We start from the raw sequence: 19,517 nt of genomic DNA on the forward strand, positions 1-19,517 counted from the left end.
CACAACGCGCATTCAGCCCTCGATCAGCCGCTCGAGGACATCGACGTCGCCCATCTGTCCGCCCTTGAACATGATCTCGGTGCCGTCGAGCCAGGGCTCGTCGGCGTGCAGGCGACACACGGTGACGCCCGCCGTCAGCGGCGCGCGATAGGACAGACCCCAGGCGTCGAGCGCCTGGACTGCGTGGCTCGACGTGTCGCCGCCCGCAATGCCGATGCGCCGAGGCCGCGCCGCGCGCACCACGTCGCGCAGCAATGCCGCGCACGCCTGCGCGGTCCGCTCGCGGCTCGCGTCCTCTTGCTGCGCGTCACCCGCCGATGCGTGCGGTCGACGCGTGAACGCGAGCACATTGCGCCCGTCGCGCAACATGTCGACGATGGGCGCGGCTTTGAAACGCAGCGTGTCGCCGTCGCACGCGAGCGGATCGAGTTCGATCTTCCAGTACGAGCGAGTGGCTTCGATCTGCGCAGCCGTGACGGGCGACAGGCTGCCCGCAAGCGCGAAAACGGGCCCTTGTGCGCGGCCGAGCGGCGGCGGTTCATGGTGTTCGCGTGATGCCGATGCATTGTCAGCAGCGCACCACGCCTGCGCGACGCTGCTTGCGCCCACGGCCAGCAGCGGCGCACGCCGCGAGCGCGCTGAGATCAGGCGTCCGAGCGTCAGTAGATCATCGTCCCGCAACACGTCGAAGAGAATCGCGGACGAACCCAGCGCGACCTTCGCATCGACCATCGCTTCGAGTTCATCGAAGGGCAACGCGTACGCGCGCCAGTCCACGGATGCCACATCACGCATGCCCTGACGTTCGAGATGCAGCCGTAAATCGGCTTCGTGCATCGGCGTGACGGGATGGCGGCTCATCGTCGGATGACGGTCGATGCGATGAATAGCGCGAGTATCGCCGCCTGAAGCCGCGAACAGCTGCCCGAACGCGCAGTAGCGCAACAGCCCAGGCTGGCCGCCGACGATCGGAACGAACGGATTGTCGACATAACGGCGCAGCGTGGCGACGGCCGTCGCGATGTTGCCGATGCCGGGCGCGCTGTCGAACGTCGAGCACACCTTGTAGTGCATCACCCGTACGCCGAGCGCGGCGAAGCATGCGCCGACCCGCGCAAGCTCGTCGCTCATCGCGGCGGGCGGCATCGCGCGCGCAGCGCCCGCAATGCCGATCGCGTCGAGCGGGCCGACGCTGTCGAGACGCGCCTGACTGGGCGGCGCGAGAAACAGCAGCGTTTTACGGCCGGCGCGGGCGAGATGCGCGAGCGTATCGGTTGCGCCCGTGAAGTCGTCGCCGTAAAAACCGTACGATGCGCTCATGTCCGCGACCCGAAGAACGCGAGCGCGGCGCGCAATTCCGGCGCGTGCGCGGCATGGTCCTGCAACGGTGTGCGCGATTGCGCGGCGTCCCACGCCTGCCGTACGCTGCGCACGCCCGCCGCCGGGCCGTCCGGATGCGCGAGCACGCCGCCGCCCGACATGAAGAGAAGATCGCTCGTGCCGATCGCATCGAAGGTGGCGGGGACCGTGCCCGCCCATTGGCCTGACGAGAACGCGGGCAACACGTGGTCGTCGAGTCCGTCGGCGAGCGGTGTCGCGCAATCGCGGGCCGACTCGGTCACTTCCGCATCGCTTTGCGCGAACTTCCCCGCGAGGCCATGCACGTGCATATGATCGACGCCCGCGAGCCGCCATAGCGTCTGATACGCCTGAAAGCCGATGCCGAGCGAAGCATCGCGCGACATCATGCCGAAGCCGTTGCGATGCGCGTGCAGCGCGAGCGGCGTCGCGCGGCGCAGCGCCTGGATCGCGGAGAAGCCGCACCAGTTGATGCTCGCCATCACGCAGTCGCCTTCTTCGCGTTCGACGAGTTCGGCGTGACGCCGCATTGCGTCCATGTCGTCGGTGATATTGAAGGCGATCATCACGCGCTTGCCCGTGCGCTCGCGAAATGCGCGGACTTCGCGCATCACGGCGGGCACGCGCTCTGCAATGGGCGCGTGATCCGGATTCGCGCAGACCTCGTCGTCCTTGATGAAATCGATGCCTGCCTCGCACAGCGTTCTGACGAGTTGTGCAGTCTCCTGCGAGGAAAGCCCCACGTTCGGCTTGATGATGGTGCCGATCATCGGGCCACGTTGCACGCCCGTCAGACGCCGCGTGCCAGCGACGCCGTGTACAGGCAGATCGAAGCGCTCGCGATACGCGCGCGGCACGCGCATCGACTGCAGACGCATGCCCGTCACTTCGCCGAGATCGTACAGATTGCCCGCGACCGTCGCGGCAAGCGTCGGCAGATTGGCGCCGATGTTCGCCACCGGAAACGAGAGCGTGACGCGCGCGCGCCGGAACGGCCCGTTCACGCGTTGCCGCGTGAGCCATGCGCTAGGCAGCGACGCGTGCAGCACTGGCTCCAGTTCTTCGATGCGCAGCACGCTTGCGCGGCTGCGCGCGCGCAACGCGTCGCTTTCGTTGGCGACGCGCACGAAGGTGCCACTCGATTGCTCGCCCGCCATCGTATCGGCGACCTGTTCGAGGTCGAGCGGCGTCTCGATCAGGTAATCGGCTTCGACGCTGTTGCCGCATGAGGGTAAAGCGTTCATAGCGTGGAAAGATCGGGAAACGGGCGCACGGCATCGCGGCCATCCCAACTGAGCGACGCGGCGCGGATCATGTCGAACAGCTTGCCCTTCGGCCCCGCAACTTCCGACAACTCGATCACCGTACCCGGATGCTGTTCCGTGTCGAAGTACACGAAGCGGCCGTTCTTGCCGACGTTGCCGCTCATCGCTACCGTGAAGCCCTGCTTTTGCAGACGTTCGAGATCGGCATCGAATGACGTCGTCCAGTACGCGTTGTGCTGCAAGCCCGTGTGACCGGCCGCAAGAAAGTCGCGGTACATGGAAGGCGCGTCGTTGCGGGTCTGGATCAGTTCAACCTGCAAGTCGCCCGAATTCGCGAGCGCAACCGAGTTATGCACGTCGTAATGCTCGCCGCGATAACGATAATCCTCGATAGGCACGCGTTCGTTATAAAACCACGGACCGACGCCGAGCACGCGGCTCCAGTGGTCCATTGCCGCCTCGATATCGCGCACGACATAGCCGGCCTGGCGGATTTCGCCGAAAAAACGACTCATGAATACACTCCCAATACCAGAGAAGGGATCGTGATGAACGGTGCAACGATGGATGAAAAACGAAAGCGCGCTCAGAGAAAGCCGGTCGATATCCACGGAATGAACGCGACGAGAATCAACCCGATCACCAGCGCGCTCATGTAGCCGACGATCGGCCGCATGCCCGCATCGGGATTGATGCGGCTTACCGCGCACGCCGAGTAATAGCCGACGCCGAACGGCGGCGAGAACAAGCCCACGCCCATCGAGAGAATCACGACGATTGCGTAATGCACTTCGTTGACGCCGGCGGCGCGCGCAATCGGGAATAGCAGCGGGCCGAACAGCACGATCGCGGGAATGCCTTCGAGCACGCTGCCGAGCACGATGAACACGACCATCGACAGCGCGAGAAACGCCCACGCGCCGCCCGGCAGCGCCGTCATCAACTCGGCCAGGTCCTGCGAGAAGCCCGATTGCGTGAGTGCCCAGGCCATCGCCGTCGCGCAGCCGATGATGAAAATGATCGCGCCCGACAGCGTCGCCGCATCGACCAGCATGCGCGGCAGGCGTGACCACGCGAAGCGCCGGTAAACAAACAGTCCGATCAGCACCGAATACGCGATACCGATGGTCGACACTTCCGTCGCCGTGGCGACGCCTTCGACGACCGCGCCGCGAATCACGAACGGCAGTGCGAGCGCGGGCAACGCGACGACGAACATGCGGCCGATCTCGCGCCGGTTGAAGCGCTGCGCGTGGCTCAGGTCTTCCTTGCGATAGCGCAGCCACACGACGAAACACAGCATCAGCGCGAGTACCAGCGCGGGCAGCATGCCTGCTGTGAACAGCGCCGAGATCGACAGGCCGGTGACGGAGCCGATGGTGATCAGCACGATGCTTGGCGGCACGGTTTCCGTCTGCGCGCCCGCCGTCGAGAGCAGCGCGACGAGGTCGCCTTCATCGGCGCCGCGCCGTTTCATTTCGGGGAACAGCACGGGCGCGATCGCGGCCATGTCGGCGACCTTCGAGCCCGAGATGCCCGACACCAGATACATCGTGCCGATCAGCACATACGACAGCCCGCCGCGCACATGGCCGACGAGGCTCGCGAGAAACTGGATCATCGCGCGCGCCATGCCCGTCATCTCGATCATCAGGCCGAGGAACACAAACAGCGGCACCGCGAGCAGCACGAGATGCGACATGCCCTCGTCCATGCGACCGACGATCACTTCGAGCGGTGTATCCGTGGTGAGGCTCAGATAGCCGAACGTCGCGAGCGCGAACGAAAAGCAGATGGGCACACCCGAGAAGATGCCGATGGCGACGACGCCGACGAAGAAGATCAGCAGATTCGCCTTGCCGAGATCAGGCAAGGCAGGCGCCGCCCATATGATGACGCCCGCGACCACGGCAACGAACACCAGCGCCATGACGACATCGCGCGCGCGGCTCACTTGCGCTAGGCGGATCAGTCCGACGAGCAGCATCAACCCCGCGCCGACAGGCAGCGCGAACGCGCGCCACGCGTCGCTGATCTGCAGCGCGGGCGTGAGGATGACGGCCTCGGCGGCGGCGAAATCGTATGCGGGCCACAGCACGAGCGCGAGCAATGCGATCGAAAGAACGATGGCGAGCGTATCGACGAGCGCGCGCCGTTGCGGCGACAGACGGCTGACAAAGGCCGTCATCCGCATGTGCTCGCCGCGCCGCAACGCGAGCACGGCGCCGAGCATCGACAGCCACAGGAACAGGATGCCCGCCAGTTCGTCCGACCACACGAGCGGCTGATGCAGCGCATAGCGGCACACGACGCCCACGAACAGCACGACGATTTCGACGGCAAGCAGCAGCGCGCACGCGCCTTCCACGAGCGCAACGAGCGCGCGGTCGAAGCGCCGCAACCAGCGCCTCGGGCCGCTCGCGGCGAGCGCGGCGTCGAATTGCGAAGCCGCCGCGCCATCCGCGAGCGCCGCGTGCGGCAGTGCCTGATCCGTCATGTCGGTCTCCCCAATGAGCGATGCGCGCGGCGTGCGCGGCACATCGCGCCGATTCACGCGAGCTTGCCCGTGTAGCCTTCCAGCAGCGACCACGCCTCGTTGCCGAAGCGGCCTTTCCAGTCGGCATAGAAGTTCGCCTGCCGAAGCGCCGAGCGGAACGTGTCGGGCGACGGGCGGTTGATCGTCAGGCCTTTGGTTTGCAGATCGGCGATGGCGGCGTCGTTGAGTTTGCGCACGTCGTCGCGCTGGCGCAGCGCGGCCTGGTTGAACGCATCCGACGCGATGCCTTGCAGGTCCTTCGGCAGCTTCTGCCACGCGCGCTGGTTCAGCACGAACCAGAAGCCGTCCCAGATGTGATTTGTCAGCGAGCAGTACTTTTGCACTTCATACAGCTTCGCGACCTGCACGATGGGCAGCGGGTTTTCCTGTGCATCGACGATATGCGTCTGCAGCGACGAATAGACCTCGCTGAACTGCAAGCTCGTTGGCGCGGCGCCGAGACCCTTGAACATGTCGATGCTCAATGGGCTGACGGGCACGCGAATCTTCAGGCCGTGCATGTCCGCTGCGTTCGCGATCGCGCGCGTGCTCGACGTGGTCTCGCGAAAGCCGTTGTCCCACATCTTGTCGAACGATTCGAGACCGGCCTTCGACATCGCAGCGCGCACGTACGCGCCAAGCTTGCCGTCCATCGCGCTCCACACCTGCGAGTAGTCGTTGAACGCGAAGCCGATCGCGTTGATCGCGGCGACGGGCGCGAGCGTCGACACGACGAGCGCCGACGGCGTGAACATCTCGATGCCGCCGCTGCGCACCTGCGCGAGCATGTCGGTATCGCCGCCGAGCTGGTTGTTCGGGAAGATGCGGATTTCCATGCGCCCCTTCGACTGCTCCTTCACCTGATCCGCCGCTTCCTTCGCGCGAATGTTGAGGGGGTGCGTGAGCGGCAGGTTGTTGCCGTACTTGAACACGTACTGCGGCGCAGCGGCACGAACGATGGCGGGAAAGCCGAGCGCGCCGGCGACAGGGGCGGCAGCGGCGGCGCGCAGCAGCGAGCGCCTGACGAGATTGGTCATTCGAGTGTCTCCTTCCTTTGTCCCATGCATGAGGGTTGTTCGTTTTGTGTGATGTGTGCCGCTGTGGCATCATGCGCCATCAAAAACCATCAAGTCCCGCACGCGCGCTGCCGAAGATTTTTCGCTACGCTGTGCCGTATCTGCATGATGTTGCTGCAAGACTAGGGACGGCCACTCGCCCTGTCAAACCGCAAACCTGATTGTTTTTGATGGACTTTGCCCTCAGGAACCCGCATGGCTGACGCGCCCATTCCTCTTTTTCCGCCGCGTGCGCGGATCGCGGACATCGCCGCTGCGGCAGGCGTTTCGACGGCGACAGTCGACCGCGTCTTGAACGGCCGCGAGGGCGTGCGGCCGATGACGGCGCGCCGCGTGATGCAGGCCGCCGCGCAGGCGGGCTACGCAATCGATACGCAAACACCCGAAGCAAAACCCGCACGGCCGCTCAAGATCGAGTTTCTGGTGCCCGCCGGCACGAATCGCTATTTGCGCATGTTGGGCGATTACATCGAGTTCGCGCACAACCAGTGGGCCGCGCAAGGCATGCGCTGCCGCGTGCATTACGTGGAGAGCTTCAATCCGAATGAACTCGCCGCGCGTCTGCTGCACTACGGTCAGCGCGCGGACGGCGTGGTGTTTATGGCGCTCGAGCATCCTGTCGTGCGCGATGCGGTGAATGCGCTCGCCGAACAGAACGTGCCCGCCATCACGCTGATTTCGGACCTGTCGAATTCGCGCCGACTCGCTTATGTCGGCATCGACAACCGTTCAGCGGGACGCACGGCGGCGCTGCTGCTGGGCCGCTTCATGGGGCCTCGACCGGCTGGCAAGATCGCGATGCTGGCGGGCAGCCTCAACTATCGCGGGCACGAGGAACGTGAGATCGGCTTTCTGCATCTGATCGAATCGACGTTTCCGCAGGTGAAGGTGATTGGCTTGCGCGAAGGGCAGGACGACAGCGAGCGCAACTACGTACAGACGCGCAACCTGATCGCGCAGCATCCCGACCTGGCGGGCATCTACAACAGCGGAGGCGGTTCGGATGGGGTGGCGCGCGCGATCGTCGAAGCGAAGACCGAGCAGAAGATTCTGTTCGTCGGACACGGGCTGACGCCCGATACGCGGGCGTTGCTGATCGACGGAACGATGGACGCGCTCATCACGCAGACGCCTCAGGCGATGGTCGGCAACTGCCTGAAAATCTTCGGCAACGTGCGTGAGGGGCGCGACGCGCTGGACGGTGTGAAGCCCGTGCAGTTCAGTATCGTGCTTCGCGAGAACTTGCCGTGAAGCGTCGAGCTTTGCGCGTTACTTCGCAAACAACTGGCCGATATCCCTGAACGCCTTGAACTCCAGCGCGTTGCCGCACGGATCGAACAGGAACATCGTCGCCTGTTCGCCGACCTGCCCTTGAAAGCGGATATACGGCTCGATCACGAACTTCGTGCCGAACGACCTCAACCGTGCCGCGAGCGCTTCCCATTGATCCCACGCAAGCACGACGCCGAAATGCGGCACGGGCACGTCATGACCGTCGACGGGATTGCTGTGTACGCTTTCTTGCGAAGCCGTCTTCGGATGCTCGTGAATCACGAGTTGATGACCGAAGAAATTGAAGTCGACCCATTGCGCGCTGGAGCGGCCTTCTTCGAGGCCGAATACGCGTCCGTAAAAGTCGCGCGCGGCGAGAAGGTCGTAGACGGGAATGGCCAGATGAAAAGGGGAAAGGCTCACTGTTTTCTCCATGTGGGGCGCTCGCAGATCGCACATAGTACGCGGCGGAATTGAAAAATAGAATCAATATATAATTTCGTCAAACACAAACGAAATTTATCAATGATCCGTGAACTGAAAACGCTGATTGCCGTTGCCCAGGAGGGTACGTTCGCCGCTGCCGGCAAGCGGATCGGTCTGACACAGGCTGCCGTCAGCGCGCAGATGCAACGGCTCGAAGCGGAAATGGGCGTTGCACTGTTCGACCGCGAAGGGCGAACGGCGCGTTTGAACGCGAGTGGTCAGCAGATACTCGTGCAGGCGCAGGAAGTTGTCCGGCTCTACAACAACCTCAGTTCGACGGCGGCTGGCCCGGCGGCCACCGTGCGCGTGACGGTCGGTGCGATTGCGTCGGTGCAGCGCTCGCTGCTGCCCGATGCATTGGCGCGGTTTCATGCGCAATGTCCGGGATGCACGACGCGTGTGATTCCCGGTGTGTCGATGGAACTCGTGAATCTCGTCGACGCCGGCGAGATCGATATCGCCGCCATCATTCGTCCGCCGTTTTCGTTCCAAAGCGATCTGCGCTGGACGACGCTCGTGCAAGAACCGTTCAGGCTGATCGTGCCGCGTGGCGTGAAGGGCAAGGATTGGGCGGAACTGCTGGCGAATCAGCCGTTCATTCGCTACGACCGCGCGTCGTTCGGCGGGCGACAAGTAGATCGATTCCTGCGCCGCATGCACTTCACCGTGCGAGAAGTGTGCGAGCTGGACGAACTGGAAGCCATCGTCAGGCTGGTGGAAAACGGCGTCGGCGTGGCGCTCGTGCCGCAAACGGCGACGTATCGGCGCTGGCCCGCGAAGGTGCGCGCCGTCGATCTCGAGCATCACACGTTTCATCGCGACGTCGGCCTCGTGAATCGCGCGCCGCAGCATTTGAGCGAGCCTGTGAAGGTGTTGCTGCAGTTGATCGAAGCGCAGGCGCGCAAGAAGCCCGCAACAGACGATCGTTGAAACACGCTTTCTCAATCACGATGCAGGCGGCAGATTTTCCTGCAGGTAGATCGACATCGGCGTTTGCAAAGGAAGCCCAGAAGGCGTGCCCCGGTTGTAGTGACCCAGTATCGCTTCAACAGCGCGCACTGCTTCGACAAAAGGACTCTGATCGAGCACGGCGTCCATCACGCCTTCTATCAGCAACGCTCGGCTGATCTCCGTCAGCTCGTGGCCGATCAGTACCGTCGAATGCTCGCGCTTGAGCGCCTTGAGCGCGCGCGCAATGCCCTCATCGCCAACCGACAGGTTGTAGATGCCCCGCAAATCCGGGTACTTTTTGAAGGCATCGCGCGTCAGACGCTCGGTTGATTTTTCGTCTTCACGGCTTTCGACGGTCGCCACCACGTCGCACGCAGGAAACTTGCGGCGCATGACCGAGCGGAACGCGGCCTCGCGTTCTTCGTGGCCGAGATACGTGCGCAAGCCCGCAATCACGATGACCTGTCCGCCGTCGCGCCCGATAAAGCGGCCCATCAATTCGCCCGCGGTTCGCCCCGCGCAGCGGTTGTCGATGCCCACATACGCGAGCCGCCCCGTGTCCGGCAGATCGCTCGCAAGTGTCACGACAGGAATCTTGCGCGCGACGCGCGAGATCGCATCGACGACGACGCTGTGCTCATACGCGACGACGATCATCGCGTCCGCCTTCTGCGATGCGCGATTGATGACGGCCGCCAGCGACTTCGGTTCGAGGTCGTCGAAAAACGTCAGATGACACACCACGCGATGCGTTTCGAACGACTTCTGCGCGAGCTCGAACCCCTGCCGTAGCGCAACGTAGTACGGCGACGAAGGCTGTTGCGTGAGGATCGCGATGCGCAGCCAGCGTACCGACACTTCGTCGAGCGCGCGATCCATCTTGAGCTTGCGCGCCCATTCGAGCACGCGCGATTCCTTCTCGCGCGCCACGCCGCCACGCCCGTTCAGCACGCGTTCGACAGTCGAATAGCTGACACCCGAAGCCTTCGCGACATCTTCCATGGTCGGCTTGCGTCTGACGTTCATGCGGCCCCTCCAGTTTGAGGAAATATCCTCAACAAACCGTTTGAGAGCGGAGATTCGATCAACTAGATTCTAACCACCGGAAGCGACCGGGCGTTAGCGATAAAGCCCCGGCGATAAAGACCGGCGGCCCAGCGCCGCGCATACACGCAGACGCGCATTCCGCCATGCCAATCCCATGTCAGGAGACAACCATCATGGACAAGCCCGCATTTCGCCCAACCCAACGCGCGGTCAAAAGAATCGCCGCTGCGCTCGCAGCGCTGACGCTCGTCACCGGCTTCGCCGCGAACAGCGCCGCCGCGGACGAGCGCTTCGTGATGGTCAGTCATGGCTCGGATTCGAATGTCTGGTGGAACACCGTCAAGAACGGCATGCGCGACGCGAGTGAAGATTTCAACGTGCCCGTCGATTACCGCAATCCGCCTTCGGGCGATACGGGTGACATGGTCCGTATTCTCGAACAGGCGGCGGCGCGCAACTACTCGGGCGTGATCACGACGGTGCCGAACTTCGACATGATCCAGAAGGGACTGACAGGCGTGAAGGCGAAGCACATCCCGCTTGTCACCATCAACGGCGGGCCCGAATCGGGCATGAAGCTCGGCGCACTGATGCACATCGGGCAGCCCGAATACGATGCCGGCAAGGCGGCGGGCGAGCGCGCGAAAGCGGCGGGCATCCATGAGTTTCTGTGCGTGAACCACGGCGCGGACATTCAGGCGCTGTGGGACCGCTGCAAGGGTTTCGCCGATGCGCTCGGCGTCGACTACAAGAAGGCGACGATGGATAGCGGCGAAGATCCGACAGTGATCGAAAGCAAGGTCGCCGCCTACCTGAGATCGCACCCGACGACCCAGGCGATTCTCGCGCTTGGTCCCGATCAGGCGACGGGCGTGTTGCGCGGCGTGAAAGACGCGGGCATGAGCGGAAAGATTTACGTTGCCACGTTCGATCTTTCTCCCGACATCCTGAAGGCGATTCAGGCAGGGCAGATCGCATTCGCCATCGATCAGCAGCCGTATCTGCAAGGCTATTTGTCCGTCGCGGCAATGGCGATTGCGATTCGCGACAAGACGAACGACTCCGCGCGGATCGTCGCGGCATTGAGAGAGGACAAAAAAGTCGCGGCGCGCCTCGCCAAATACGACCTGAAGCCGGTGTATACGGGATCGACGGTGAGTTCCGGCCCGAGCTTCGTCACGAAGGACAACCTTGCGCCCGTGCAGAAGTACGCAGGCTCATATCGCTAATCGCTTGAGGAAAACGCAATGAACATCGATATGCACGCGTGGCACCGGGTCGACATTGATCGCAAGATGCTCAAGGATTTTTCCACGCGTTCAGATGCGCGCGGACTCGCGCAGGCGGGCAGATTTTTCGCGCTCGTTGTTGCGACAGGCGCGCTCGCATGGGCGTCGCTCGGCACGGCGTGGGTGATTCCCGCGTTTCTTTTGTACGGAACGGTGTTTGCGTTCAGCGAGGCCGCCGCGCACGAACTGGGGCACGGCACGGTGTTCAAGACGCGCTGGCTGAACGAGGCGGTCTACTGGGCGATCTGCTTCATGTCGTGGCGCGAGCAGGTGTACAGCCGCTGGCTTCATGCAAAGCATCACACGTACACGCATCTGACGGCTGCGCCTTACAAAGATCCTGAACTGGCGTTCAAGCATCGCCCACATAGCTATGTGAAGCTGATGACGGATTTCGTCCGCGTATCGCATGGTGTGCAGTTTCTCAGCGCGATCTTTCTGCACAGCTTCGGCATTATCACGAAGGGCGCGAAAGAGGTCGTGCCCGAGGCGGAGTACAAGAAGATGTGCGACAACTCGCGCGTGCTGCTTACGTGCTATGTCGCAGTGTTCGTTTGGGCCGTGCTTGCGCATAGCTGGTTGCCCATCGTGTTTCTGTTCCTGGCGCGTGCTTATGGAACCTGGTTGCATGAGCTGTGCGCGTTGACCCAGCATACTGGCCTGAAGGAGAACGTGCTCGATCATCGCGTGTCGAGCCGTACCGTGAAGCTGAACCCTGTTGTGCGCTTGCTGTACTGGAACATGAATTACCACATCGAACATCACATGTTCCCGAGTGTGCCGTTTCATGCACTGCCGAAATTTCACGAGGCGGTTGCTGGGCAAATGCCGCAACCGTATGCGGGATTGTGGTCTGCGTGGCGCGAAATTCTGGTGATATTTGCGAGGCAGCGGCGTGATCCCGAGTATGTCGTCGTGCGCGAGTTGCCGGTTGGCAAGCAGGGTAGTGCGGTGGCGTGAGAGGCGGGCGGATGCTCACCGGATTGCTCGATTAGCTTCACGCTAACCCGCGGCGAGAACAGCAGGTGCCGGCGAGCTCGAGTTGTCTGTCGATGTCATGGATTGTGCAAGGAGAGGCGTGAAGAGTCGTCTCGTGCCCCTTCAAAAACAACGCTTGCACGCCCTTTCTGAAGACGCGCCTGCGATCACACGTCAGATCAACTACGTGAACGTGTCAGTTTCATGCCGTGCGGCATCGCGTCGCTACGCGTATATCAAATCGATATCTCTTTAACACCTATCAGATTGATAGGTGTATCTCGAAAAACTTAAGAATTCTAATAGTAAAAAATTCGCATGCCTGTATGTGAGTCATTGTTGCGACGCCATATCGAATTCGATTAATCTACTTCGGAAACCTATACGATGTTCTTCAGACTACGCGCTGATTTTTCCATATCCGCTGCTCTAGCCGGACTCATCGCGCTGGTCGCAACGTACAGCGGTCCCGTATTGATTGTCGTGCAGGCAGCACAGGCTGGGCATCTTTCTCACAGCCTGCTATCCACATGGATCTGGGCTGTTTCAGTTGGCGCTGGCGTGCTTGGTTTGTGGCTCAGCTTGCGCTATAGGATGCCTGTGATAGGTGCCTGGTCGACGCCCGGTGTGGCGCTTTTGATATCGGGTCTTGCGCATTATCAGTTCAAGGAAGTGATTGGTTGCTATCTGGCTGTATCACTGATAGTCGCTGTTCTCGGTCTATCTGGTCTATTCGGTCGGTTGATAAAGCATTTGCCGGCACATCTGCTCTCCGCAATGATTGCCGGCGTGCTCTTCGAGTTCTGTGCTGGCATATTCCGTTCGATCGAACTGGCGCCAATGGTCGTCTTACCTGTTGTGGCTGTTTATGTGGTTTGTCGACGTATTATTCCGCGCTATGCCGTCGCTCTCGCATTGCTGATGGGAGTTGTTGCTGCGCTGCCCGAGGTGAGGTTCAGCGCGCAGGAATTCGATTTGAGTGTGGTAAAGCCCGAACTCACGCTCCCTGGTTTTTCTGCCGAGTCGTTGATCGGTTTGGGGCTTCCTTTGCTTCTGCTCGCTTTAACTCAACTCGCTACTGCCATTCACATTCTCCGAAGCGCGGGGTACGCCATTTCACCGCGCTCCGTCGTAGGTACGAGTGGACTAATGTCTATCCCGCTTGCACTATTCGGAAACTCTGGCATCAACCCAGCAGCGATCGTCGGCGCTATGTGCGCTAGCCGAGAGTGCCATGTAGATCCGCATCGTCGATATATTTCCGGCGTTGTCTGCGGCATCGGATATCTCGGCATTGGCACATTTGGCGCATCCATTGTCGCTCTGTTTGCTCGTTTGCCGACTGGTCTGACAGTCACCCTTGCGGGTCTGGCACTACTCGGAACTTTTGTGTCCAGTCTCGGGACGGCGCTTGCAAATGAAGCACATCGGGAATCTTCGGTCGTTACGTTCGTGGCGACTGTCTCCGGCATGTCCTTCTTTGGACTGGGATCGGCATTGTGGGGGCTGGTTGTAGGCATTCTGTTCTCGCTCGCCCTGTCGAAGAAAAAGGCCGGCATCGAGGTAGATGAGTCAAATAAAGCTGGCATCTCGGCACCGACCTCTATCACGATGGGTCCAGAGAAAACCTGAATTTCCAGCACAATCAATTAAATTGGAAGCAATGGCATCAATAGAAAAGCAGGCTGAGAAAAGATGGGTGATAAAAATTGATAGCTCACTAGTCACCGATGGTGGCAAGGGGCTCGATTACAAGGTGCTAGCTTGCTGGGCTAACGAGATGGCGAGTCTGCATCGCCTTGATATGGAGATAATTGTTGTTTCGTCCGGTGCAGTCGCCGAGGGTATGAGCCGACTCGGATGGTCCACAAGACCGCATGATATTCCTACATTGCAGGCGGCCGCTGCGGTCGGCCAGATGGGGTTAATGGAGGCATATGAAGCGAGCTTCCGTCGCAGCGGCATATGTGCAGCTCAAGTGTTGCTTACGCGTGAAGATTTCGCGACTCGTCAGCGTTACCTCAACACGCAGGCTACGCTTAACAAGCTCGTGAAAATGCGGGCTATTCCTGTAATAAACGAAAACGATACGGTGAGCACTGAGGAAATCTGCTTCGGTAACAACGACATGCTGGCGGCACTCATAGGCAACATGGTTGGCGCTGATCGCCTCGTGATTCTAACGGACCAGCCGGGACTGTTTGTCAGCGATCCACGGGTTGACTCGCGCGCGGCACTAATCAGCCTGGCGTCTGCCGACGACGACAGCCTTCTGGATGTCGCAGGCGGCGCGGGAAAAAGTGGCAAAGGCGGGATGTTAAGCAAAATTAAATCGGCGCGGATGTTCGCGCTTTCAGGCGGCACTACCACAATTGCTTCGGGACATATTAACGGCGTGCTCGAGAAAATTCGCTCTGGCTTGGCTGTCGGTACAGAACTACGCCCCCGCCCTAAAGTCGACCAAGATGTTGAACGGTGGATCGTTGAGTCCAAATCCACTTTGATATGCGAGAGTCCGATGCATTGATGTAGTGCCGTCACGCGGGACCATCTTCATACATACAGCAATTGAGCCGGATGACCCGCGAGACGTGTACAAACCGAGAGCGACTAATTCGGAGAAGGGCGAGTAGTTGAATTGAACTCTAGAGAGAATAAGAAATTCCGCCTTTGAGCGTTGAGTGAGGAAAGCGCTTGCTTGGAGAGTTGCATAAAAACGGAAGGATGATCTAAGAAGTTTTTTTGCAATCTTAACCGTAGGGAAAAACGAGGCATGACGACTACAACACGTCTGGTAGGACGTATCCAATATGATAACGATCTGCTCAAGAGCGACCTTGATGTCTTATCGGGATTGCCTGCTATAAAAGAACAATACGATGAATTTGGCTCGGGAACATGGATTAATCACTCGCTCTATAACAGAACAGGAGAATGGAGCGATACTTTGTTTTCCGATTTTGACCATCCAGCGATTCGTACACAGGTAGCGGCGGCGATGCCATACCTCAGCGGCATCATCGAAAGATACTTCGATACGGAACATATGCGAATGGCACGTGTGCGCAACCTTGTCGACGGACTTGTCATTCCACATACTGATTTCCTTGAGTTGTCGCAGGACAAAGATCAGTATGTTCGTATTTTGATCCCCCTCGAGACGTGCATCGACTCATATCACTCTGAAGAAAAATTCGGAGTTTTTCGAATGCGGAAAGGGGATATCTGGATACTCGAATCAACAGTTCCACATTCTGCGATTAATCTTACCTCTGATAATCGCCGGATACGTAGCATCGATTTTCGGTATGCGGATGTGCGGAACCCACACTACTCGATGATCTTCAGGGATGCTTCAATTCACGATGAGACTGTCGAACCTGCGTTAGTGTCGCGCACACAGCTCCAGTCTGATGACCTGCATGACTATCTGGAACTTCTAGCGACGCGTTTCAAGGAAAAGGACGACGCTGAGCAGATTCTGGTGAAGTTATCACAAATTCAGTTGCGCTTTGAATCACCTGTAAGTGACATATACAAGAATTTGTCTGCTGTCGCTAGGCTGACGAAACGACAAGATCTGGTCGAACATTGCGAGAATATGCGCAGGTTCTACATTGGGTCGCGCACGATGAATGAACGTTTCCCTCTACGCAGAGGGCTTTTCTAATCACCGACGCATGCTGCCAACGCGCTTTCATGCTTTGCCGACGAGCGGTCGGAGCACTTGACTGCGTTCTGAGGATGTTTCGCATCGTCGACCGCGTTTCCGGCATGCGGCACAAACCATGCAGTTTTCATACGTACGATACCTACACGGCGGTTTGTATCTAGTTCCTTTCGGAGTTCGATAGTGGCGTCTTTGCAGTCTCGTACCGCTACTGAGCTTTCTGGCGTCGCTGGAGCCGTTTGTCGTTCAAGGTCTTTGCCGCCATTCAAACTGGTTGAGCGGCATGCTGGCCATGACATCGTTAAGACAGCGCACTTGCTGTCTTAACGGTTTTCGTCGTGGTGGGGGGAGAAAAGAGAAGCGTGGAAAAGTCGATACAAAGTACTCTGCCCGAGAAAAGCAGCGAGCAGCTTACGGCTTATCGCAATGAATGAGCCGAAGCCCAAGGTCCTCACAAATGCTGATATTCTCGAGGGGCTGCGACGAGTCAAGTCTCGCCAGCAGGAACCGCATCTTGAACCGGCAATCGTTGCTGAGTTCATGCACAGGGAATTTATCGCGTACGGCCCTCACCCAACGTACGACTGTATGAAATGTAGTTTGTGCATCAACGGAGCTTGTGCGAGTACGACTCTAACGGAGCGCGGCCACGCTGCACTAGACTGGCTGCTCAGCGTTCAGCGATCACCTCTATGGGATCAACTCCGTTTAGTGTCTTACGGAGGCTAGCTTCAATACGCAGCGCCTGTCGGCACAGGTTTGACAATCTTTCATCAAACCTGCGCCGACGCAAGTTTCACCGTGATTCTTGCGATGCCAATCTGTTCAACGGCTCACATCGACAGAATAGTCACCAGCGCAACCGCCGAATCCCCCGCCAGTTGCCCGCCATTATTCTCGGCCAGCGCCACCTTCGCCCCAGGCCGTTGTCGCGCGCCCGCCGTGCCGCGCAATTGCTGCGTCAGCTCGACGATCTGCGCGACACCTGTCGCGCCGACAGGATGACCGCGCGACAACAAGCCGCCGCTCGGATTCACGGACACCCGCCCGCCGATATCCGTATCGCCAGAACGAATCAGCTTCGGCGCATCGCCGGGCGCGCACAGACCGAGGTTCTCGTAGTGAATGAGTTCCGCAGGCGCGGACGCGTCGTGCAATTCGACGACATGCACATCCGACGGACCAATGCCCGCCTGTTCATACGCCGCGTTCGCCGCGCGCACCGCGACCAGCTCGCCCGATCCATCCGCTTTCGCCGACACGATCGAACTCGCGCGTATGTACACCGGGCGAATGTCGCGCTTCGCCGCGAATTGTTCCGAGCAGATGAACACAGCCGCGCCGCCGTCGCCGATCGACGAGCACATGAAGAGCGTCAACGGATCGCTGACCATCCGGCTGGCGAGCACTTCTTCGACGCTGGTTTCGTTGCGGAACTGCGCATGCGGATTCAGGGACCCGGCGCGCCGGCTCTTCACGACGACGCGCGCGAAATCGCTCGCCTCCGCGCCCGTCTTCTCCATCCATTTGCGAGCCTTCGCCGCATAGAGATCCATGAAGAGCGAGCCCGTTCCCGTCGTCACGCCTTCGGGCAGCGGCTCTTCGAGATCGACGGCTTTTGCGAACGCTCCGAACGAGACTGCCTTGTCTTCGTGCGAGAGCTTTTCGACACCGACCACGAGCGCCGTTTCCGACTGTCCCGACGCGACGGAAAGCCATGCGAGATTCAACGCCGAGCTGCCCGACGCGCACGCATTCTCAATGTTGAACATCGGCTTGCCGTCGAGCCCTGTATTACGCAGCGACGACTGCGCACGAATCATTTCTTGACCCGTGACGACGCCTGCCGCCGCATTGCCGAAGAACACACGATCAACATCGTTGACGCCGACGCGCGCATCCTTCAAGGCGAGCGAAACCGATTCTTCAGCGAGCGACTTCAGATTCCGCTCCAGGAACTTGCCAAAGGACGTCATGCCGACGCCGCCAATTACAACCTTGCGCATTGCTGCCTCCAATAAAAGTACTTCAGAACCTGCGACGACGAGCGAGTCTGCTTAACCTTCAGTCGCGCTCAATCGAGAACCTTCCCGCGCGTCTCCGGCATCCGCGCATAGACCACGAAGCCCACGGCGCACACGGTCGCGACATAGACCCACAGGTATTGCGCCAGACCGGAACTCGACATGGCAGTGACGATGTACGGCAGCGTCCCGCCGAACAGCGCCGCCGATACCGCATAGGGCAGCGCGACACCCGTCGCACGCACTCGCGCCGGGAACTGCTCGGCCATCACCGTCGCGCAGGTTGCCGCGAAGCCCGACGAGAGCAGCATGCCGATCGTGACGATTGCGGTGGCGCTCCAGAAGTCGTTGCTGAGGAAGTGCAGCGCGGGCCATGCGAACAGCGCCGAGCCGCCTGCGAAAACGAGCAGCACGGGCTTGCGGCCAACCCGGTCCGACAACTTGCCGATAAACGGAATCGCAATCAGCGAGACGACGATCGAGATCACGCTCGCGTTGAACGCGTCGTGCAGCGGCAAACCCGTGCGCAGATGAGCGAGCGTCGGAAACAGCACGAGCCACAGATAGATGCACAGATTGCCCGCCATCGCGATGCCGATCACGCGCAGCGCCGCGCGAGGATGCTCGCGAACGATCTCGAGAAACGGATGACGCGTGCGTTGATGCGTCGCGGCACTCTTCTTGAACGCATCGGTTTCGGCGACGGCTAGCCGGACCCACAGCGCGACGAAGCCGAGCAGGCCGGCAATCGTGAAGGCAACGCGCCAGCCCCACTTCGCCATGCCCGCTTGATCGATCATCGACGTGAGGATCGCGCCGATCAACGCCGCCACCAGCACGCCCGCGTTGACCGCGAAGTGCTGCCACGATCCCGCGAAGCCGCGCCGCGAAGGCGCAGACGATTCGATCAGGAACGTCGACGCCGAGCCGAACTCGCCGCCCGCCGCAAAGCCCTGAATCAGCCGCGCGAGCACGAGTATCAGCGGCGCCGCGATGCCGATCGATTCATAGCCGGGACACACGGCGATCACGAGCGAGCTGCCCGCCATCAACGCAACCGACAGCGCGAGACCGTTCTTGCGGCCGTGCCGGTCGGCATACGCGCCGAGCAGCGCGCCACCGATAGGCCGCATCACGAAGCCGACTGCGAACACGGCAAACGCGGAGAGCAGCGACACGCGGTCGTTGTTCGCGGGAAAGAAGTGCCGTGAAAACAGTGCGGCGAAGGTCGCGTAAATGATCCAGTCGGTGAATTCGACGACCGTGCCGAGCGTCGCCGCCACGATGGCTTTTTTCTGCGCTCGCGTGAGCGGCGTAGCGGCTTCTTCGTGCGCAACGCCCGGAAGGATGGTGTCCATGCTGTCTCCGTGTCTCTTGTGGTGAGCGCGCGCTGGTTGCGCAACGCAGGTGAAAAGTGCTGGACGTAACGCTTGATCCGGCACATGGACGCATCCTAGGTTTCGCCAGATGCGCCACGCAAACGACTTTTTCTGCGCTTTCGATTGATATTTTTTGCAGCCAGGCGGCAGACGGCCGACGCGCGGGCACGAGCGGCTTCGATTGA

General features: G+C 60.5%; 16 protein-coding genes. 7 read left to right on the forward strand and 9 right to left on the reverse strand.

Features of this window, described 5'->3' with window-relative positions:
* Positions 1–12: 12 nt before the first annotated feature.
* From C2L65_RS16645 to C2L65_RS16665, 5 genes are all read right to left on the reverse strand, one after another.
* Positions 13–1,320: a four-carbon acid sugar kinase family protein gene (locus C2L65_RS16645; RefSeq protein WP_042304305.1), complete on the reverse strand. Its 1,308-nt coding sequence runs from the start codon at positions 1,318–1,320 to the stop codon at positions 13–15.
* Complete coding sequence (locus C2L65_RS16650; protein WP_042304304.1) at positions 1,317–2,603, reverse strand: ribulose-bisphosphate carboxylase large subunit family protein; 1,287 nt, start codon at positions 2,601–2,603, stop codon at positions 1,317–1,319. The genes C2L65_RS16645 and C2L65_RS16650 overlap by 4 nt, the downstream gene beginning before the upstream one ends.
* The gene (locus C2L65_RS16655) at positions 2,600–3,139 is read right to left on the reverse strand and encodes a VOC family protein (protein WP_042304303.1); all 540 of its coding nucleotides are present in this window, start codon (positions 3,137–3,139) and stop codon (positions 2,600–2,602) included. Before C2L65_RS16655 ends, C2L65_RS16650 begins: the two co-directional genes overlap by 4 nt.
* Before the next feature lie 71 nt (positions 3,140–3,210).
* The gene (locus C2L65_RS16660; RefSeq protein WP_042304315.1) at positions 3,211–5,121 is read right to left on the reverse strand and encodes a TRAP transporter large permease; all 1,911 of its coding nucleotides are present in this window, start codon (positions 5,119–5,121) and stop codon (positions 3,211–3,213) included.
* 53 nt (positions 5,122–5,174) lie between these two features.
* Positions 5,175–6,197: a TRAP transporter substrate-binding protein gene (locus C2L65_RS16665; protein ID WP_042304302.1), complete on the reverse strand. Its 1,023-nt coding sequence runs from the start codon at positions 6,195–6,197 to the stop codon at positions 5,175–5,177.
* A gap of 234 nt (positions 6,198–6,431) precedes the next feature.
* Between C2L65_RS16665 and C2L65_RS16670 the strand changes: the two genes are divergently transcribed.
* Complete coding sequence (locus tag C2L65_RS16670) at positions 6,432–7,487, forward strand: LacI family DNA-binding transcriptional regulator (RefSeq protein ID WP_042304301.1); 1,056 nt, start codon at positions 6,432–6,434, stop codon at positions 7,485–7,487.
* 18 nt (positions 7,488–7,505) lie between these two features.
* Here C2L65_RS16670 and C2L65_RS16675 read toward each other — a convergent pair whose 3' ends face one another.
* On the reverse strand, positions 7,506–7,931 hold the full coding sequence (locus C2L65_RS16675) for a VOC family protein (RefSeq protein WP_042304314.1): 426 nt from the start codon (positions 7,929–7,931) through the stop codon (positions 7,506–7,508).
* Between the two features lie 102 nt (positions 7,932–8,033).
* On the opposite strand from C2L65_RS16675, the gene C2L65_RS16680 reads away from it, so the two are divergent.
* The gene (locus C2L65_RS16680) at positions 8,034–8,924 is read left to right on the forward strand and encodes a LysR family transcriptional regulator (protein WP_042304300.1); all 891 of its coding nucleotides are present in this window, start codon (positions 8,034–8,036) and stop codon (positions 8,922–8,924) included.
* Between the two features lie 15 nt (positions 8,925–8,939).
* Here the strand turns inward: C2L65_RS16680 and C2L65_RS16685 are convergent, their stop codons facing one another.
* The gene (locus C2L65_RS16685) at positions 8,940–9,971 is read right to left on the reverse strand and encodes a LacI family DNA-binding transcriptional regulator (protein ID WP_042304299.1); all 1,032 of its coding nucleotides are present in this window, start codon (positions 9,969–9,971) and stop codon (positions 8,940–8,942) included.
* A gap of 194 nt (positions 9,972–10,165) precedes the next feature.
* Here C2L65_RS16685 and C2L65_RS16690 point away from each other — a divergent pair, with 194 nt between their 5' ends.
* The 5 genes from C2L65_RS16690 to C2L65_RS16710 all read left to right on the forward strand — a co-directional run bounded on the left by C2L65_RS16690 (position 10,166) and on the right by C2L65_RS16710 (position 15,929).
* Positions 10,166–11,221, forward strand: coding sequence for a sugar ABC transporter substrate-binding protein (locus C2L65_RS16690; RefSeq protein ID WP_042304298.1), 1,056 nt, complete (start codon positions 10,166–10,168; stop codon positions 11,219–11,221).
* 18 nt (positions 11,222–11,239) lie between these two features.
* Complete coding sequence (locus C2L65_RS16695) at positions 11,240–12,241, forward strand: fatty acid desaturase (protein WP_042304297.1); 1,002 nt, start codon at positions 11,240–11,242, stop codon at positions 12,239–12,241.
* A gap of 405 nt (positions 12,242–12,646) precedes the next feature.
* A complete protein-coding gene (locus C2L65_RS16700; RefSeq protein ID WP_042304296.1) occupies positions 12,647–13,891 on the forward strand; it encodes a benzoate/H(+) symporter BenE family transporter in 1,245 nt (414 codons plus the stop codon).
* Between the two features lie 31 nt (positions 13,892–13,922).
* A complete protein-coding gene (proB, locus tag C2L65_RS16705; protein ID WP_052426763.1) occupies positions 13,923–14,786 on the forward strand; it encodes a glutamate 5-kinase in 864 nt (287 codons plus the stop codon).
* A gap of 246 nt (positions 14,787–15,032) precedes the next feature.
* Positions 15,033–15,929, forward strand: a complete 897-nt coding sequence (locus C2L65_RS16710; protein WP_081920710.1) for an aspartyl/asparaginyl beta-hydroxylase domain-containing protein — start codon at positions 15,033–15,035, stop codon at positions 15,927–15,929.
* 833 nt (positions 15,930–16,762) lie between these two features.
* Here the strand turns inward: C2L65_RS16710 and C2L65_RS16715 are convergent.
* Positions 16,763–17,935: a thiolase family protein gene (locus C2L65_RS16715; RefSeq protein WP_042304294.1), complete on the reverse strand. Its 1,173-nt coding sequence runs from the start codon at positions 17,933–17,935 to the stop codon at positions 16,763–16,765.
* Positions 17,936–18,003: 68 nt separating this feature from the next.
* A complete protein-coding gene (locus tag C2L65_RS16720; protein ID WP_042304293.1) occupies positions 18,004–19,311 on the reverse strand; it encodes an MFS transporter in 1,308 nt (435 codons plus the stop codon).
* Positions 19,312–19,517: the final 206 nt, after the last annotated feature.

Source organism: Paraburkholderia terrae (genome assembly GCF_002902925.1).
In the GTDB taxonomy this organism is placed as follows: Bacteria; Pseudomonadota; Gammaproteobacteria; order Burkholderiales; family Burkholderiaceae; genus Paraburkholderia; species Paraburkholderia terrae.

What these genes read in the sequence shown, in the direction of transcription:
- C2L65_RS16645 (WP_042304305.1), bottom strand. Translation starts at nt 1,320, where the DNA reads ATGAGCGCATCGTACGGTTTTTACGGCGACGACTTCACGGGCGCAACC.
- C2L65_RS16650 (WP_042304304.1), bottom strand. Translation starts at nt 2,603, where the DNA reads ATGAACGCTTTACCCTCATGCGGCAACAGCGTCGAAGCCGATTACCTG.
- C2L65_RS16655 (WP_042304303.1), bottom strand. Translation starts at nt 3,139, where the DNA reads ATGAGTCGTTTTTTCGGCGAAATCCGCCAGGCCGGCTATGTCGTGCGC.
- C2L65_RS16660 (WP_042304315.1), bottom strand. Translation starts at nt 5,121, where the DNA reads ATGACGGATCAGGCACTGCCGCACGCGGCGCTCGCGGATGGCGCGGCG.
- C2L65_RS16665 (WP_042304302.1), bottom strand. Translation starts at nt 6,197, where the DNA reads ATGACCAATCTCGTCAGGCGCTCGCTGCTGCGCGCCGCCGCTGCCGCC.
- C2L65_RS16670 (WP_042304301.1), top strand. Translation starts at nt 6,432, where the DNA reads ATGGCTGACGCGCCCATTCCTCTTTTTCCGCCGCGTGCGCGGATCGCG.
- C2L65_RS16680 (WP_042304300.1), top strand. Translation starts at nt 8,034, where the DNA reads ATGATCCGTGAACTGAAAACGCTGATTGCCGTTGCCCAGGAGGGTACG.
- C2L65_RS16685 (WP_042304299.1), bottom strand. Translation starts at nt 9,971, where the DNA reads ATGAACGTCAGACGCAAGCCGACCATGGAAGATGTCGCGAAGGCTTCG.
- C2L65_RS16690 (WP_042304298.1), top strand. Translation starts at nt 10,166, where the DNA reads ATGGACAAGCCCGCATTTCGCCCAACCCAACGCGCGGTCAAAAGAATC.
- C2L65_RS16695 (WP_042304297.1), top strand. Translation starts at nt 11,240, where the DNA reads ATGAACATCGATATGCACGCGTGGCACCGGGTCGACATTGATCGCAAG.
- C2L65_RS16700 (WP_042304296.1), top strand. Translation starts at nt 12,647, where the DNA reads ATGTTCTTCAGACTACGCGCTGATTTTTCCATATCCGCTGCTCTAGCC.
- proB (WP_052426763.1), top strand. Translation starts at nt 13,923, where the DNA reads ATGGCATCAATAGAAAAGCAGGCTGAGAAAAGATGGGTGATAAAAATT.
- C2L65_RS16710 (WP_081920710.1), top strand. Translation starts at nt 15,033, where the DNA reads ATGACGACTACAACACGTCTGGTAGGACGTATCCAATATGATAACGAT.
- C2L65_RS16715 (WP_042304294.1), bottom strand. Translation starts at nt 17,935, where the DNA reads ATGCGCAAGGTTGTAATTGGCGGCGTCGGCATGACGTCCTTTGGCAAG.
- C2L65_RS16720 (WP_042304293.1), bottom strand. Translation starts at nt 19,311, where the DNA reads ATGGACACCATCCTTCCGGGCGTTGCGCACGAAGAAGCCGCTACGCCG.